Raw genomic sequence first — 16,011 nt, forward strand, 5'->3', positions numbered from 1 at the left:
CTTATTCGGCCGAACTTAATAGCCATCATACTAATATAGCAGGTGTTTTTAGTCACGATAAAAGCTAAATAAAACAATTATTTATATGAATTTCATTTAAGTTGTTTTTTGACTAGAGGTATTTGTATCCCCTTCAAGATGCAATTGGCACAAAACGAAAAGTGACAACAAGATAGGTGCAAATATGAAACCTGCTGAGATATCCAGTTTAAGAACCGATAGTAATACCATAAGCATGATGAATTTAGGCCATTCTAACCAAAGTGCAGTGCTCCTATTTTCCATTATCCACGCCAAATTGACGCTAGAGAATATCACCAAAAACGCAATGCCAAGCTGCAAGCTTATGCTTAATCCACTTGCATTAATAAGCAGAAAAAGCACCAGCAACGAGATAACGATGTACTGTAATAAAGCGTAGATCTTAGTCTTCCATGAGATTTCAGTCTGATAAGCTGAAAACTTACTGAGATCTACTTTTTCAATTGGAAACTTTTCAGCCACATCGCTTGGCCTCCACCCTGTTCTTCCAAACCAAACTCTTAATTTGTCAGACCAAAGCTTAGTGTGGAAGCTGTCGAACATAAGAAGCTTGTAGACTTGCAGATTCGCAAAGAATGGATTCCAGCTACTTAAGGCTTTTCGTACGCCATATATAGGCACTTCACTATCTAATTCTTCTTGAAATGTACCAAATAAACGATCCCAAATAATAAACACGCCACCATAGTTGCGATCGAGGTAAATTTTATTTTGTGCATGGTGCACGCGGTGATTTGAAGGCGTCACTAAAAACCACTCTAGTATTCCGAGCTTTTTAATATGACGAGTATGTACCCAAAATTGATAAACTAAGTTGATGGATGCAACACTCAATAGTAGAAGGGGATCGACACCTATGAAGGCTAAAGGTAAGAAGAAAATGAAGTTGAAAAAGCTACCAGAGGTTTGTCTTAAGGCTGTGGTCAGATTGTATTCTTCGCTTGAATGATGCACGACATGAGCAGCCCAGAATAAACTCATTTCATGTCCGAAGCGATGATTCCAATAATACAAAAAGTCATAAAGGACAAAAACACTCACATAAATCCACATTGATTCCTTCAGTTCAAAGAATGCAAAATGTTCGTAAATCAGTATATAGAATGTGAAGGGAGCAAGATTCTTCATCACGCCAGTAACTCGACTTAAGCCACCGATACTCAGGCTGGTTAATGCGTCGTTCAAGCGGTAATACTGAGTTTTTCTTATCTTTTCAGCAAGTAGTTCCGCTCCGATTAATAGGAAGAATACGGGTATGGCGAAAAGGATAATATTCATAATTTTTCGTGTGCGAATAATTCACATTTATTGAAGAATTCCCATAATGTAGTGCCAAAGCACCGAAGTCAAATTATGGCATTTAAACCTTTTATACTTTTGCTGCGACTCATTTCATACAAGGCACTTCATACAAGATACAACGGCGCCTATGTAATAACGGTTTTAGAGTGGTTTATTTGACTAAAGATTAGTGGAATAAAACGAAAAAAGAAGACGCCCACTCTTAAGTTTCAACATTATTGCAATAAAAACAATTAGTTAAGAACTGGCACGTTGAATGCAAACAAGCAGAAAATAGATGGTTTTGTGATGAATAAAACCAAACTAAAAATAACGAATCAAACATAAACAATGGAGCTAGTTATGATTACCAAAATTCGCCGTCCTATTTACACTTTTATCGGCATCACTCTTCTTAGTTTTTCACTCAGCGGGTGCATTATTCATGTTAATGCAAAAAGCAATGATTCAGATAGGGGCGACTCAAGTTACTCCACTGACCTAACGACAACGAACAAGAGTGTCAGGGTGGCAGAAGGCAGAACTGTTGAAAATATTAGTTCGGTAAATGGTAGTGTTTCGATTGATGACAACGTGACTGCCGAGCGGGTTAGCAACACAAACGGTCAAATAAAAATAGGTGATAATGTTAAGGTCGATTCCGTCAAAGCGGTAAATGGCCAAATTAAGATAAAAGAAGGTTTCGTATCTAAGGGTGATGTAAGCACTGTGAATGGCCAAATTAAGATAGGCGAGAATGGTCAGGTTGGTGGTGAATTATCCACGGTAAATGGCAGCATTAACATTCACAATGTTGTTGTCGAAAAAGATATTGTGACTGTAAATGGTCATATTTATTTGAAGGAAGGCAGTGTCGTTAAAGGGGATATACACTTTAGAGGCAACAACAATAATAACAACAGAAAACACACGCCCGTGTTGTACATCAGCGCAGACTCAAATGTTGAAGGCGACATTATTCTTGAAAGACCAGTTGAGCTAGAGCTCGAAAATAAGAGCTTAGAAAGTAAAGTTAAGCGCCTTTATAAAAGCCAATAGAAATTACTGATTTACTGGTGTTGCGGCAGAGATAACTTTATTTCTGCCCGCTTTCTTCGCCACGTACATCGCTTTATCAGCAGCCTCAATAAGTAACTCTTTCTCTTGGTCTACATTTGGCATCATAGCAGCAACACCAATACAGGCAGTGACTGAGAGGCTTCTACCGTCAAATTCGAAGGGTTTGCTTTCTATCGCATGGCGAATTTTCTCTGCTAGCTTTGCAGCATCTTCTTCATTGCATTCCGTCAGTAGAACAACGAACTCCTCACCGCCATATCTTGCCACCATGTCAGTTGTACGTTTAATTTTCTCACTAATTAAGTTTGCAACATGAACTAAGCAAGCATCGCCACACAAATGCCCGTGCTTATCATTGAATTTTTTGAAGTGATCAATATCGATTAGTAACAACGCTGTTGAAATATTGTGTCTAATACCGTTTTGCCATTGGTTTGCAAACTCTATATTAAAATAACCACGGTTATATATTTCAGTAAGCGCATCCACTTTATTGAGTTGTTCCAACACCTTTCTCTGCTCATCCAACTGCGTTTCAATCTGGAAAGAACGCTGGTATTCCTTTGACGAGCGAAGGCCCATTAAGGCAATAAATGATACATAGACTAGTATCATAACCGCATAAGCGGTTTTATCATCGAGATAAAAACCTGCAATGATTGAGGGAACAAGTAATATCGCTAAATTAACTAACGCTAAAGTTATTCGTGGCATCAATGCCACAATAGCACTACTCGCAATTCCGCCAATTGCAAGCATAGTGACATTTAAAATAGGTTCAAAGCGGGGGTCATACATTGCCAATGCAAAAAAGAGACTGAGTATACTTGCATGAGACAGTGAAAATAATGTGAAAAAACTACGCCATAACTGAGGGGAATATTGATATAAACGCTCGGTGTTGTACCAATGAACGAGCCTAAATAAGCTTATAATTAGCATGCTGGCCGCAAACACTAGGCTTAATTGTGGTTCGCTTTTGTGAAAGTCAAAAGGCCAAAAAACAGCAGGAAACAAAACAGCGTAAACAATATTCCCCGTCATTGAACGACGGAGAAGATCCATATCTATCCGCTGTTGTATCTCATGAAGTTGTTTGATGTCTATTCCTTAGAATCAGAGTTACTTTCGTTTTTCATCATAAATCCTTGCATTCACCGTCGGGGACCAAAAAGAAACGCTGATAAAATAATTTTATAACAGCCACTTACTATCAATGTCAACAAACTCAGAGCTTGCGTTAATTAAAGAGTTTGCCGTTAAATTGAGCACACCAAAAACGATTGTTTTACAGTTGTAATCTTGTCTTGCTTTTGTCAACAAGCGATCAAAGTCACCGTCACCAGACAGCAAAATGATAGTATCAACATGAGGGGCTGATTCCAAGATATCGATAGTGATACCCACATCCCAATCCCCTTTTGCAGAGCCATCAGCCCGCTGAATAAAGGGCTTTAGTTTTACTTCAAAACCTATGTGTCGCAAAGCACTTTGAAATTTTTGCTGTTGCGCATCACCGCGATCGATAGCATAAGCAAAGGCATCTACTATTTCATATTCACTTTCTAATGATTGCCAAAAGTGACGATAATTGAACGAGCGCGAGAACGTTTGTTTAGTCGTATAGTAAATATTTTGTACATCAACAAAAACGGCCGCTTTCTGCATTTTTATGCCTTAGCTTTTAGCATTATTATGTCTTAGACAATAGTCAAGGATTCTTAAAAGCGCACTATATCATTTAATAACTATGGATAAGCTTTGGCTAGCGTAATTTTCTCAAAGTGAGTATCATGCGCCTTCGAATTATTTGTATAATCCCCAAAAGCGAAAACCAATATTGATGAAATACTGTAAACCCTTCTATTTTGTTTTATTCCTATCCTGTTTCGCCATGCTTTCACCTCACCATTCTAGTGCGGGAGAGCTCAGCGTATCATATGGAGAGGGAGCGTCTAGATGGTCTTTTCCAGTGGGTGGAGAGTTGACTCCTGAAGCCTTTCGTATCGGCTATATTCACCCCACTGAGCTATCTTGGAATTTTGCGACAGATCACACTTTACGCTTGGAACTTGAGTTTGCCGCACATCATTGGAAAGATACGTTTAGAAACCAAAGATCAAAAACTGGCGTTATCTTCAACCCAATGTGGCGATATTACATTCCCGTATTTGAGCAAGAGCTCTACTTCGGCATTGGCATTGGCCTCGCTTATACTAACAGTGACATATGGATGGATCGCCAACTGGGATCGAGACTTTTGTTTGAGGACAAATTTGAAGTGGGTGTGAAAATTTTCAAGCGCCATCGACTATCTTTCAGCGTAAATCACTACTCGAACGCTAAATTAGCCAATATCAACCATGGCGCAAATGTTCACTATATTAATTACGCTTATCAGTTTTAATGGGTTTTAAAACTCAATAACAAAAGCACTTAAGCGTTAAAGTTGATAAAACCTAAGGACGCAGGCTCAGTTTGTCCTTGGGTTTCTTAATCAGTTCAAATAGGCGTTATTTTTTCAAATATTTATCCAGCGATATTTGCAGTTGGCCATTGAATTCATCTCTTTTGCCACATGCACTGCTTCCTGTCCATACTGCTGCTCCCCTATAAACTTTATCATCTAGTGCCGTCTCACGTACTTGGTAGCAAGATTCACCATGCAAAATGAGTGTTTCGCTTCCCATTTGCGAAACAACCGTTATATCCGCACCAAGTGGAGCAAACGACTCATCTAGGTCTTTTTGTATTCTTTTAGCTGCGGTAGAACTTGAGTTAGTATTTATCGGTTTAGGTTTGAGAAATTTACTTAAGGAACTGCTTGAGAGTTCATCGAGAGCCATGTTATTAGCTTCCTGAATATATCGAGATGTCGCATTTTTAATGCTTGTAACAGGCTTCTCAGCAGCTACTATTGAGTTCTCTTGCACTTCTGCCGCGGCAGCAACTGTTGTTTTCTCTTTCCCATTATCTTTTACAAGAGGCGCTACTTTAACTTCAGATTTAATTGCTTGCTTTTCCGGCAGTTGCTCATTTTTCTCATCTGCAATCTTAATCGTGTTGTCTTGTACTTTAGGCAACGTGGGCTGTTTGAAAATGATATAGCTAGCTATATTTTCCTTTCTAGTGTCCTTTATATCACTTGATAGTTTGCCTCTAGCAATTAAAAAAATAAGCGCTAGATGCACGATAATCGAAATCAATAAAAACTTTGATGGTTTGGTTTTAAGTGATATCAAATGCGACAAAAAGAAGAATGAAAGGTAAGCATACGAATCACTAAATGCCTAAAAGTTCAATTTATCATACAGTTACTAAGGGCAGTATGCTCTTATACCGTCCTTGTCATCCATGCGCTTGAATGCGGCTTAACTCCCGCCGCAGCCACCTCCGCAGCTTGAACCACAACTACTGCTAGAAGAATCGGAAAAATCAAAACCTCCCCAGCCAGAATCTGATGATGTACTTGCTGTGTCGACGAAAACGCTATCGTTATCCCATGACTCGAAATTATCCACGGCGAAAGCAGTCATATCATAATTTTTCTCATCTAAATCCGCATAAAAATAAGGCAGGTAAATATACGTGTCGTCGTAACGCACATTGTGAAAAGTATTCTTGCTTTTAAAGCTGTCTTTCTTGATAGTTCGTTGTATTGGGCTTGTAGATGACTTTGATGGAAATAGGCTGTCTATTCTGGCTTGTAGGTTCGAGACTTCTTGATCAAATTCTAACTCAAGTATCGCCAATTTAGCTTCCCTCTCCTTTTCATTACCCCATGTTTTTGCCATCAGTTGCTTAACTCTATCAGAGAAAATATCAATTGATTCAGCGTCGATACGCTTAAACTCGTCAATGAAGCCATAGACTTGCAAGCTAATCGGCGACACACCGGCTTTAGGTTTGCTTACAACCGATACGTGGATCAGATAATTCAAACCACCTTTAACCGCATCTACCGTTAGCGCTAAAGTGTTCACTTTTGTGATATCGCCCGTCTCAAAACTCTTAGCCAAGGCGTCATTGCTATTTTCGAGGCTTGATGTGCTAACACTTTCGTAAATGGTTTGGTCGTTAACTGCAACGCTTGCAAGGTTATTAAATTCTGATTGACGCAGTGCAATGTTGAGCCGCTGCAAGATTGACAACATCACTTCAGATTGACGCTGCTCAGTTGGGGTCATTCCGCCGTGAAAAATCGCTTTAATCGAATTAAAGATTTTTGAAGGGCGCTTCAGAATGTCAGCATTTTCCTGTGTGACATTAACGTCTATTTTTTGAAGTAAATACATTTTAGTCCTTTTAAGTTTGGCTTCAAGCCTATCAATTATGTCTTAATTTATGCGTTTTCGCACGGCCCGCACTGCGCCACATCTGGCTCTACTTGTGGCCAAAACCTAGTATCAACCACACCAAATTGCTGTTGATAAAAGTTCAAAGTGTTTTGGTATTGGGAGCGCTCCTTGCTTGTATTATTAGAAGGTTGATGATGCACAAACTGGTTCAATCGATTCTCGCAAAACCTAAGGTAAGTGCGTGTAAATAAGATAAATTCATGCCACACCTCATCAAGCAAGGCAGAGGGCGTTAAAGTGCGCTGGTTACGCGTACACAAATACATAAAGCGCATCACCTCGAATAAGCCCTGCTTTGCCAAGTCATGCGAATCACATGGCGTGTTGCGCATGATTTTAGTAACCAGCAAGGGAGCTTCGTTCAATACATCGGTAAGCCAATGCTGAATATCCGGTGCCTCGTTAATACGGCTTTGTATCTTAGTTGCTTGCATATTGGCAGATCAAGTTAAGTTCTTCAAAAACTACTCTAGCTATTTGAGAGGCTGTTGTCATTTTTGATTTTGAAACAATTCATGAATCAAAATGCGAGGAATTAGATAGGGCTTAGGCCAATGACTGGAAATTACATGGTAAACATGGGAAATTATAGATAAGCGTACTCGAAAAATGGGAGCTAATATGACTGATAAGAATGAACATAGTATCGCCAACTTTGCAGCCTTGAAAACAGCGATCGTTAACGGTGAGAAACAACGAGTAGAAGAATTACTACCCAAAAAAGCAATTCAGGATCTTGAGAAAGGCTACTTGCTTGATTTAGCTAATGTGAATGGTAACAAGGATATTATTAAGTTACTCGAGGCTATTCCTGTCAACAAATAGCCGAGCTGCAGGTCTAAAACAAAGTTGTTAACTAGACAGAATAGTTTCTAACTTTTTAATCGGTCAGCTTTGCCCCAGTCTCATGCCCGTCACCACCGCGTAGGCGGTGGTCTCCTTAGGAGTGAAAAACGGAAGCTCAAACTACCTTGGCCAAACGGCTGCTTTGCCCCAGAAACCGGACGTAGCGATTTATTGTGGTTTAGTCTGCTAAGAGCGATAAGTCGACCGTCAACGCTAATCTGGCGGCAGTCTGCTTCAGACAAGGAGCAGACGATCAAGTTTCTTAATAGCGGCAGATGCTTTGTCCAATACCTGTCATTATTGAATTTAAATATTTAGTCGATAAATATTGATACACCGAGCATCCTTTAGCACGTGTAAAGGTGATGATACCGATTGAGGGAATAATAAATTGGTGCTTATGAGCCAATTACATCTTTAGTACTAATTAAGTATATCAAGTGATGTCCCTCGTCATGTTCTCCTGATAAGAATGTACCTTTTTTGCTTGCTCCAAAGACACTATTTTCGTCCAAAAACTGTATTAATACTTTTTCGGTAACTTTGCTTTCCATACTAAAAGCAGCTGCACATAAAGTATCGGAACACTTAACTTCATTTAAAATTGCAACAACTTCTAGGTTGCCACTGTGTTTGTAAAACCTTTCTGTAATATTTACTGATATTTCATAACTTTCTGCGCGTGTTGCGTGGCTTTGGAGGCTAGATATTGCAGATAATTTTTCTTCATACGATGCAGACATAAAAGGAATTAGATTGAAGTTAGAATCATTCTCGCTATCAACGAATAAGGAGTCCAAATTTAATGGGTCCTGACTTTTGACGTCAGTTTCGTTGGAGTCTCCACTGATATTCAAGCTTGTTTTCGTTTCGACTCCATTAAAATTGGCACTTTTAGTTTTTAAAAAGTCAGTATCAATTAGCTGTGAATCAGGTGCCATACTCTCACTATTGTCTGGCGTCATCCCAGTTATATTTACTACCTCAGGTATAGATTTGATTGGATTATTGGTCAACGCAAACGCTACGTAACCAATAACGATACCTAAGCTTAAAATGGAGAATCTCTCTATGTTTTTCAATATCGTTTACATCCCTTTAATATTAGTAATAGTGTAACTATATACGCTAATTGGCATAAACTATACCGACGTAGTCTACAAAATAACTCGCCTCGTAACGATAACATTCTTTGTGCGTTAGATGTGGCAAGAAAGTCCGCTTAACGTACTCAGCAGCCATTAAAACTTACCAGTCTGAGCGGCAGCAAATGGCACAAAGTTCTCCTTCAGGTTTAACACTCGACTGTCCGGTATAGGTTCCAAGGAGACCACCGCCTACGCGGTGGCGACGGGCAAGAACCTGCCCCACGGCTGCCAGTCAAAAAACCTCTGTTTAACAACTGCAAATGGTACAAACTATTATTGACGACCTTCAAAGCCCTGTATGTGAATTATTCGCCCAATAACAAACCAATGATTATCATTTTGGCCTTTTGAATTTCAATGGCTTCAACAAAAATCAACAGTCGAACACTGATTAAACTCAGCATACCGCTGTATTTCATTATTCAATTTCAACATAAGTTGTTTTGAATCGCGCCATTCACCTTCAAAATTCAAGCTAATGACTTCCAAACGCTTCTCGGCACGGTGGGCTTTGCAGTCAATACGAGCGACAAACTCATTGCCATACATAATGGGTAGACAAAAATAACCGTACTGCCGCGTAGCTTTTGGCACATAACACTCAATTTTATAATCAAAGTTAAATAGAGCGTTTAGCCGTTCGCGGTGAATGAGCACATTGTCAAAGGGTGAGAGGATCTTAAGCTTTCTGTTTGCTCTTGGAGTAGCTTCAAGTGAACTTGCATTTGCAAAATAAAAAGGCGATTTTTCTGAAAGCGATTTTCCTAATTTTAAGGGTAAACGGGGATTATCTATTGGTGTTCCAGTCTGATCGAACACATGAACATCGCCGTAATCAATCCCTTCCTCAAGCACGCGAGTCAACGCATCTCGAATAGGTTTTCCTGTTTTCAAATGTGCTAGTTGCTTCCAAGTGATTACGCCATGAGAACGGAGATTCGTCGCCAATAGATAAGTTGCATACTCATCAAGACTGGGCATTCTTGTATCAATATCTGCTGGGAGGCAACGCTCAGCGATGTCGTAGGCCTTTTCCATACCTATACGCTCACACACCATTAAATCGCCCTGCATGAATAGCCTCTCAATGGCCAGCTTAGCTGGCCCCCAGTTCCACCAACCTCCTTTTGTCTTATCTCCCTTATCGAACTGTCGTGTTCGCAATGGCCCCTCGGCATGAACGCGAACAAGTACTTCATTCATCACTTGCTCATCGACATTGTTGTAGTAACGGTTCTCTCCCCGTCTTACCGACGCCATTTGAGGCAGAGCAAAGCGATAGTCTCGCATTGGTAGGTAAGAAGCTGCGTGCGACCAATATTCAAAAATTTGCTTGTTGGCAACGAGTTGATTGAGCTGCGTTGGTGCATAATCGGGTACTCGGTTCCAAAGCACGTGATGATGCGCGCGCTCTACTACTGATATGGTATCTATCTGCACGTAGCCAAGGTGTTCAATCGCATTCAGTGTGCCCGATAATTTGCTACCAAATTTGGGGCCACTTATAAGGCCTTGATTGCTTAATGTCAGGTTCCGGAGTGATTCACTCATTATTAAAATCAATCGCAGGATTTAATGCACGCTGAATACTAAGTGCCGGCGTTTCGACAACGTGGATTTGCTCATTGCAGATTCTATTTTTATCGCTCAGTGCCTTTTCAAGCTCGCCATTATCAAGCGTCGTTTTTATCAAGATGCCTTTCTTTGACGCTTTTACTTTCATTGCACTAGTTAGCAACTGCGCAGCCTTTTCCACAGTTTCACTGTTCTTTTGTATTTTGACCAATACTGGAGCACCTTGATAAAGCTCCTTCAAAATGGCATCAATGCCTTGGTTTCGTTGAACTGGGTTATATGCTGCACCAGCGAGACACATCAGGGCCTCAGCATTTGTATTCTTGTAGGCACTTCTTCCTTTTTCTAGCAAATGAGATTCTGTTTTTACAGGGTTTTGCAATCTGGAGTGAGCTAAGTCAATGGCATCCTGGGATTCATCAATACCAACAAATTGTCTGTTCATTAATTTTGACGCGACACAGGTAGTACCGCTGCCGCAGAAGGGATCAAGCACGAGGTCATTCTCGTTAGTGACAAGCTCAATAATCCGCTCAAGTAGCAGCAAGGGCTTTTGTGTTGGATAACCTACTCGTTCTTTAGCTTTCGGATTCAAATACGGAATATCCCAAACATCACTCAATGGCACGCCTTGCTTCACGTCTGCTTGTTGCGTATTGCCTTGTGCGTCTCGGGCATAAACCGACTTGTTGTGTTTGTCACGAGTGCGACGTTGTAAAATTTGGTCCAGGTTGGTTGCCTCAGAGTAAGGCATGAAAATCTTATTGAAAGTGAAATCTTTGGTTTTGCTGTAAAAGTAGATATTCTGATGGCTTGGCAACAAGCCTTTCTTCGCATTAGACCAACGTTTGTACTGCCAAATTATCTCTGATTGAAAATGCTCCGCACCAAACACATCATCAAGCACTCCTCGCACAATGTGATTAGCCATCTTGTCGCAATGCACGAAAATAGAGCCCGTATCTTTCAATAAAGAACGCATTTTAAGTAATCGCTTGTGCAGGAACTCAGCATAGCTTGATTCCTGCTTCCAAATATCGTCGAAGCTGAACTCTTTGGTGCGCTGGCGATTTTTGAGTTTGTGTTTACGCTCAGTAAAGAACGGCGGGTCTAAGTAAATTAAATCAACACTAGCCTCATCCAGCTCGTTCATTTTCCCTAAGCAGTCTCCGAGCAAGAGTTGCTTTTTATGTGTGCTCATTTTAGCTGCAATTCCCCGCCGGTCGAAAACGTGTAAAGCTGAAAGAAACAACATGTTACCTATGTGCCTTGTATACAAGCAAGCGTTTTAATCTCTTGTTTATGCCAATTGAACTCACTATGATAGTTTCCAATTTGGTGCAACTAACAAATTTAATAGCACCTCAATCAATAAGGTAGTTTTGCATGATTGACGACCCAAATAGCCCACCACAAGGTGGAAATCGACTTACTGCTTGGATTGGCAATTCATTGCTTAAAATCACTGGTTGGAAGTTTGAAGGTGAGCTACCTAATCATCCTAAATTGGTGATTGCCGTGGCGCCTCACACCTCGAATTGGGATTTTTTCTTAGGCGTTGCTGTGCTTTTCGCCTTACGCATCAAAATCCGTTTCTTGGGAAAGCACAGTATATTCGTGCCCGTTGTAAAGCAGTTGCTCGAACTGATTGGCGGAATACCTGTTGATCGTAAATCGGCACATGGCGTTGTCGGTGAGGTAGTGAAGCAATTCGATTCACAAGAAAAGATGATTTTGGCCGTAGCTCCGGAGGGCACTCGCTCGCCGAAGTTTCCATGGAAAACCGGCTTCTTAGCAATTGCTCATCAAGCCAAAGCACATGTTGCGTTAATCGGCTTTGACTTTGCGCGCAAGCGAGTGATTTTTGGGCCGGTATTTCAGAGTGAAGGTGACTTTGAGAAAGACATGAAGGTGGTGTATCAATTTTATGCAACCGTGCCCGCTAAATACCCTGAGAAAGTGGTGTTTCCGAATAATATTAAGCAGTGAATAGAGATACGAAAAGGGCTTCATATTGAAGCCCTTTCTATTAATATCATGTTGAGTATTGCTTAGTATTTGACTGAAATCGATTCACGTTTAGTCGATTTACGCTTTGTCGACTTACTCAAAACCCATTACTTTGTAGGATTTATCAAGAATTTCTCGCCCGTTTTCTTAGCGTTATATCGAGCGATGTTCGCAGGTTGCATCGCCTCTTCTAAACTGATCTCATCGCTAAAGTTTAAGGCGAATGTCGTATTAATTTCATCAGCGACTTTCTTGTGCATAGCGAGTACATCTTTTACGTCTAATTTACCCAAGAAACGCATCAACAACCACCCACCAATGCCCCAAGTCATACCATATGCACGATTTAGTACGCTAGGCGAGAAGTCTAAGTTACCGTAAATATAAACTTGCTTAAGTTCAGGCGAGCCATAGGTATTCAAGCCAGTCGCATCTTTACTACCAACCGCTTCCATTGCAGTGAGAATGTCACTCACCAGCGTTCCACCACCAATTGCATCGAAGGCTAAAGTAGCGCCTGTTGCATCAATGGCTTTATATAAATCTTTCTTGAAGCTCTCATCGCTTGAATTAAGTACATACTTAGCACCCAGACCTTTCAGAATATCCACTTGTTCCTGCTTTCGAACGATGTTGACTAAATCAATTCCTTCATTGATACAAATCTTGTTCAACATAATACCTAGGCTTGAAGCGGCAGCTGTATGCACAAGGGCTTTGTGCCCTTCTAATCGCATCGTCTCTACCATACTTAATGCGGTAAGAGGGTTAACAAACGACGATGCGGCTTGCTTAGCCGTAGTTCCTTCATTGTGAACCATACATGCTTGAATAGGCACGCAGCAATATTCCGCGAAACTAGCGCCGGTTAACACAGCAACAGTTTTACCAACAAGCGATTGAGCTTGCGGGCTATCGCCGGCGGCAACTACTGTTCCAGCGCCTTCATTTCCTACAGGAAGCGTTTGGTCTAAACGAGGCTTTATTCTCGGCAGCATAGTTTCATGCACAGGTGCCTTTAAGGTTTTACCATCGTCGGAGAAACTCGCTTCACGCAAATCAGCAGGACCAAACATTGGCCACATGTCGGATGGGTTAATTGGAGCTGCTTCCATTTTAACGATGATTTCATGCGGCTTAGGCGCAGGTACGTCAGTTTCTACGAGTGAGAATGATAATTCTCCATTAGATGAAATAGTACTGAAAAGCTGTTTAGATTTATTCATTTCGTTTCCTTTTAAAAGACGCACGGCCAACATTGATGTGCGAAAAAGTAACACGGAAAAACGGCATATACGAGTTCAAATAATTGTTATATGACTATCACCAAAATCAATTCAAATGCAAATAATTTATAACTCTACGTAATTCGTGAAGCACTTATACAATTGTGTTCCACTGAGCACTGAGGCGGAAGGAAAATGTAATATGGGGATAAGATCACAAGGAGCGATGACTGTTCTAACCGCCTGCTCATCGTCTAGGTTATCGATATTTAATACTCGTGCCATTACATCACCTTGCTTCACCTTTTGCCCCGGTTTGACGCAGTATTCCACCATGCCACCGAAATCTGTAAAGAGGGTTTTATAATTAGCGAGGCTAACACCTAAACGCTGCATGTTTGCCGGTTTAAATTGCTGCGTATCGAGCACACCTTTACAAGCTAAGTAACCTAAGATACCGAGTGCATCTTTTTCGCCTTCAGCAAAATCAATTACCTCTTGGCTGCCCATTTCTAAAGTAAAGGCTTCGACGCCAAAATCAAAACCTCGACCGAAGCGTTCCTCTAAACGGTCTTGTAGCGACCACCAAGTGCAGAAGCAGGCTTCATCTAGTGCGCCCGCAAAAACGTTAGGAATAAAGATACAGTGCGGAATGGAAAACTGATGAGCGGCTTGTTTGGCGTATTCTGGTATATACACATGACGCGTAGACACGGGGCCATTATGCAGATCAAGCACAATATCGGCGTTCACGGCCAATTTTTGCAATTTAAGATTGAGTTGCTGCGCTAATCCTAAACCCCAAGGCTGACTCAGTTTAGCTTCGATAGAAGACCGCAATAAACCGCGAAATTCTGATTTTATGTCATCAGAGGAAGTCGCTTGATCAACGGATGAAGCGAAGTCTCGCACTTGTTGCTCATCGTAAAAATAGCCACGATTCCAATTCGTTCCGTTAACCGGGTCGAATCGACCCATTGTATATTCACCCGCTTTTATGTTCGTGCCGACAGGGTTGCAGTTCGGTACGAGAATAATTTCGCCGTTAATTTGGGTCTTTTTTAGGGCTTGAAGTAGATGATAAATGACCACGTTGCCCTGCACTTCAGCTCCATGAATCGAGCTTTGAATATAGACAGTCGGACCAGGCCGCTTGTCTGATATTTTATAGATAGGCACATTTAAGCTTCGACCTGAGGCATTCTGTGCTACTGCAATGTGGTGCTTGGTAAGGCGTCGCGACTCTGCTTCCGGCATTCTCAATGTTCTCAATTTGCTTGTTAGAAAATTTACGTGTTTATTGCTTGGTAAACCCCACACCATCAGGATTATTACCTGTGGGATACTCTGCAATAATCTCTCGCGAACTAATATCAATAGCAACTATTTTGTTTTTTAAGTTTAAAGATAAAAAGGCAATATCGAACTGTGGATGAAGTGTTATACCCTGAGGGCCAGCTCCTTCTTCAAGCACTAAGCTTCCAATTTCCTTGAATGTTGTTGTATCAAAAAACCGCACTTGATGTAGACGAAAGTCCGGTACGATTGCTACCTTTTCATCATGCGAAAATAATATTCGATAGGGAAAGCTAAAGCCAGAAAACTGCGCTACAACTTTCTCGTTATTCGTATCAATCACGGTCACTAAGCCCTCTTTATTAGCGCCATACCATAAATACTTTCCATCTCCGCTAATATTGATTGCCTCTGGCATTTCCTCTGTGTCTATCTGCTTTACTAGGCTATTATTTTTTAGAGATATTTTTGAAATACTATTTGAACGAATGTTTGTTGTGAACGCATATTCTTCGTTATTACTTATCGCTAGCATGTGAGTCGTTTGTTGCTGGGTATTAACCGCCGATAACACTTCACCAGAATGAATATTAGCAATAACAAAGTGCTGACTCTTTCCTGAGGTGAACGCGACTCGCTCTTGGTCATTCAAAAATTTTATGCCATGAGGGCCCGGATACTGTTCAAGATTAATTGTTCTTGCTACTTTCTGCTGCGCTAAATCAAATACCGTTAAACTATCTCCGCCAACAAAATCAGTGCTAACCGCCCATTTTCCATCGCGACTAACAATGAGTTCATGAGGACCTTTCCCCGTTGGTAAAGTATTGGTAATTTTCTGTGTGGCCAGTTCGATAAAACTAATAGAGTTGTCTGACTTATTCACAACAACCAGAGTACCTTGCAATGTCGATGCTGTCTCTTTTTCCTGCGACATTGAAACCGGTGGGCACAATAAAAAACTCAAAGTCGCGATAAGCAAAATAGTAAAGCGTGATCCTTTCATTGGTGTGTCTCTTCTCTTGGTTGCTGATTTTTAACAACTGGCTGCGTGTTCAACTTAATAAGCGTTCAACTAAGTTAATGTATAACTAGTTAAGTTGTAGCTGGCTATGTTTTTTCCTGCCAAGTAATACGTTGTAAGCCTAT

16 protein-coding genes are annotated in these 16,011 nt (G+C 40.8%); 4 read left to right on the forward strand and 12 right to left on the reverse strand.

The genetic code is table 11. The features are described from left to right. Positions 1-96 precede the first annotated feature (96 nt). Positions 97-1,320: a sterol desaturase family protein gene (locus ACKLNX_RS12825; protein WP_412972638.1), complete on the reverse strand. Its 1,224-nt coding sequence runs from the start codon at positions 1,318-1,320 to the stop codon at positions 97-99. A 366-nt stretch (positions 1,321-1,686) separates the two neighbouring features. Between ACKLNX_RS12825 and ACKLNX_RS12830 the strand changes: the two genes are divergently transcribed. Beyond that, positions 1,687-2,382 carry a hypothetical protein gene (locus tag ACKLNX_RS12830; protein ID WP_411692430.1) on the forward strand — a complete coding sequence of 232 codons (696 nt, stop codon included), beginning with the start codon at positions 1,687-1,689 and terminating at the stop codon, positions 2,380-2,382. A 3-nt stretch (positions 2,383-2,385) separates the two neighbouring features. Here the strand turns inward: ACKLNX_RS12830 and ACKLNX_RS12835 are convergent, their stop codons facing one another. Together ACKLNX_RS12835 and ACKLNX_RS12840 are read right to left on the reverse strand one after the other, a co-directional pair. Then, complete coding sequence (locus tag ACKLNX_RS12835; RefSeq protein ID WP_412972639.1) at positions 2,386-3,468, reverse strand: GGDEF domain-containing protein; 1,083 nt, start codon at positions 3,466-3,468, stop codon at positions 2,386-2,388. A gap of 129 nt (positions 3,469-3,597) precedes the next feature. Further along, a complete protein-coding gene (locus ACKLNX_RS12840) occupies positions 3,598-4,071 on the reverse strand; it encodes an NYN domain-containing protein (protein ID WP_411692428.1) in 474 nt (157 codons plus the stop codon). A 175-nt stretch (positions 4,072-4,246) separates the two neighbouring features. On the opposite strand from ACKLNX_RS12840, the gene ACKLNX_RS12845 reads away from it, so the two are divergent. Then, positions 4,247-4,810, forward strand: coding sequence for an acyloxyacyl hydrolase (locus ACKLNX_RS12845; protein ID WP_412972640.1), 564 nt, complete (start codon positions 4,247-4,249; stop codon positions 4,808-4,810). A gap of 106 nt (positions 4,811-4,916) precedes the next feature. On the opposite strand, the gene ACKLNX_RS12850 is transcribed toward ACKLNX_RS12845, so the two are convergent. The 3 genes from ACKLNX_RS12850 to ACKLNX_RS12860 form a co-directional block, all read right to left on the reverse strand. Further along, a complete protein-coding gene (locus ACKLNX_RS12850; protein WP_411692426.1) occupies positions 4,917-5,486 on the reverse strand; it encodes a hypothetical protein in 570 nt (189 codons plus the stop codon). A gap of 288 nt (positions 5,487-5,774) precedes the next feature. Then, the gene (locus ACKLNX_RS12855) at positions 5,775-6,698 is read right to left on the reverse strand and encodes a hypothetical protein (RefSeq protein WP_412972641.1); all 924 of its coding nucleotides are present in this window, start codon (positions 6,696-6,698) and stop codon (positions 5,775-5,777) included. Between the two features lie 47 nt (positions 6,699-6,745). Beyond that, positions 6,746-7,195 (reverse strand): glycine-rich domain-containing protein, encoded by a 450-nt coding sequence (locus ACKLNX_RS12860; protein ID WP_412972642.1) that lies wholly within the window; start codon positions 7,193-7,195, stop codon positions 6,746-6,748. 187 nt (positions 7,196-7,382) lie between these two features. On the opposite strand from ACKLNX_RS12860, the gene ACKLNX_RS12865 reads away from it, so the two are divergent. Beyond that, positions 7,383-7,586 (forward strand): hypothetical protein, encoded by a 204-nt coding sequence (locus ACKLNX_RS12865; protein ID WP_412972643.1) that lies wholly within the window; start codon positions 7,383-7,385, stop codon positions 7,584-7,586. A gap of 419 nt (positions 7,587-8,005) precedes the next feature. On the opposite strand, the gene ACKLNX_RS12870 is transcribed toward ACKLNX_RS12865, so the two are convergent. The 3 genes from ACKLNX_RS12870 to ACKLNX_RS12880 all read right to left on the reverse strand — a co-directional run bounded on the left by ACKLNX_RS12870 (position 8,006) and on the right by ACKLNX_RS12880 (position 11,531). Then, on the reverse strand, positions 8,006-8,689 hold the full coding sequence (locus ACKLNX_RS12870; protein WP_412972644.1) for a hypothetical protein: 684 nt from the start codon (positions 8,687-8,689) through the stop codon (positions 8,006-8,008). 429 nt (positions 8,690-9,118) lie between these two features. After that, complete coding sequence (locus ACKLNX_RS12875; protein ID WP_412972645.1) at positions 9,119-10,306, reverse strand: winged helix-turn-helix domain-containing protein; 1,188 nt, start codon at positions 10,304-10,306, stop codon at positions 9,119-9,121. Next, positions 10,299-11,531, reverse strand: a complete 1,233-nt coding sequence (locus tag ACKLNX_RS12880; RefSeq protein ID WP_411692421.1) for a DNA-methyltransferase — start codon at positions 11,529-11,531, stop codon at positions 10,299-10,301. The genes ACKLNX_RS12875 and ACKLNX_RS12880 overlap by 8 nt, the downstream gene beginning before the upstream one ends. A 185-nt stretch (positions 11,532-11,716) precedes the next feature. Between ACKLNX_RS12880 and ACKLNX_RS12885 the strand changes: the two genes are divergently transcribed. Then, positions 11,717-12,319 carry a 1-acyl-sn-glycerol-3-phosphate acyltransferase gene (locus ACKLNX_RS12885; RefSeq protein ID WP_411692420.1) on the forward strand — a complete coding sequence of 201 codons (603 nt, stop codon included), beginning with the start codon at positions 11,717-11,719 and terminating at the stop codon, positions 12,317-12,319. A gap of 128 nt (positions 12,320-12,447) precedes the next feature. Here ACKLNX_RS12885 and ACKLNX_RS12890 read toward each other — a convergent pair whose 3' ends face one another. The 3 genes from ACKLNX_RS12890 to ACKLNX_RS12900 form a co-directional block, all read right to left on the reverse strand. Next, positions 12,448-13,566: a zinc-binding dehydrogenase gene (locus ACKLNX_RS12890; RefSeq protein WP_412972646.1), complete on the reverse strand. Its 1,119-nt coding sequence runs from the start codon at positions 13,564-13,566 to the stop codon at positions 12,448-12,450. 126 nt (positions 13,567-13,692) lie between these two features. After that, on the reverse strand, positions 13,693-14,823 hold the full coding sequence (locus ACKLNX_RS12895; RefSeq protein WP_412972647.1) for a succinylglutamate desuccinylase/aspartoacylase family protein: 1,131 nt from the start codon (positions 14,821-14,823) through the stop codon (positions 13,693-13,695). A gap of 40 nt (positions 14,824-14,863) precedes the next feature. Further along, positions 14,864-15,868, reverse strand: coding sequence for a YncE family protein (locus ACKLNX_RS12900; RefSeq protein ID WP_412972648.1), 1,005 nt, complete (start codon positions 15,866-15,868; stop codon positions 14,864-14,866). Positions 15,869-16,011 lie beyond the last annotated feature (143 nt).

The organism is Glaciecola sp. MF2-115 (assembly GCF_047250385.1).
In the GTDB taxonomy this organism is placed as follows: Bacteria; Pseudomonadota; Gammaproteobacteria; order Enterobacterales; family Alteromonadaceae; genus Glaciecola.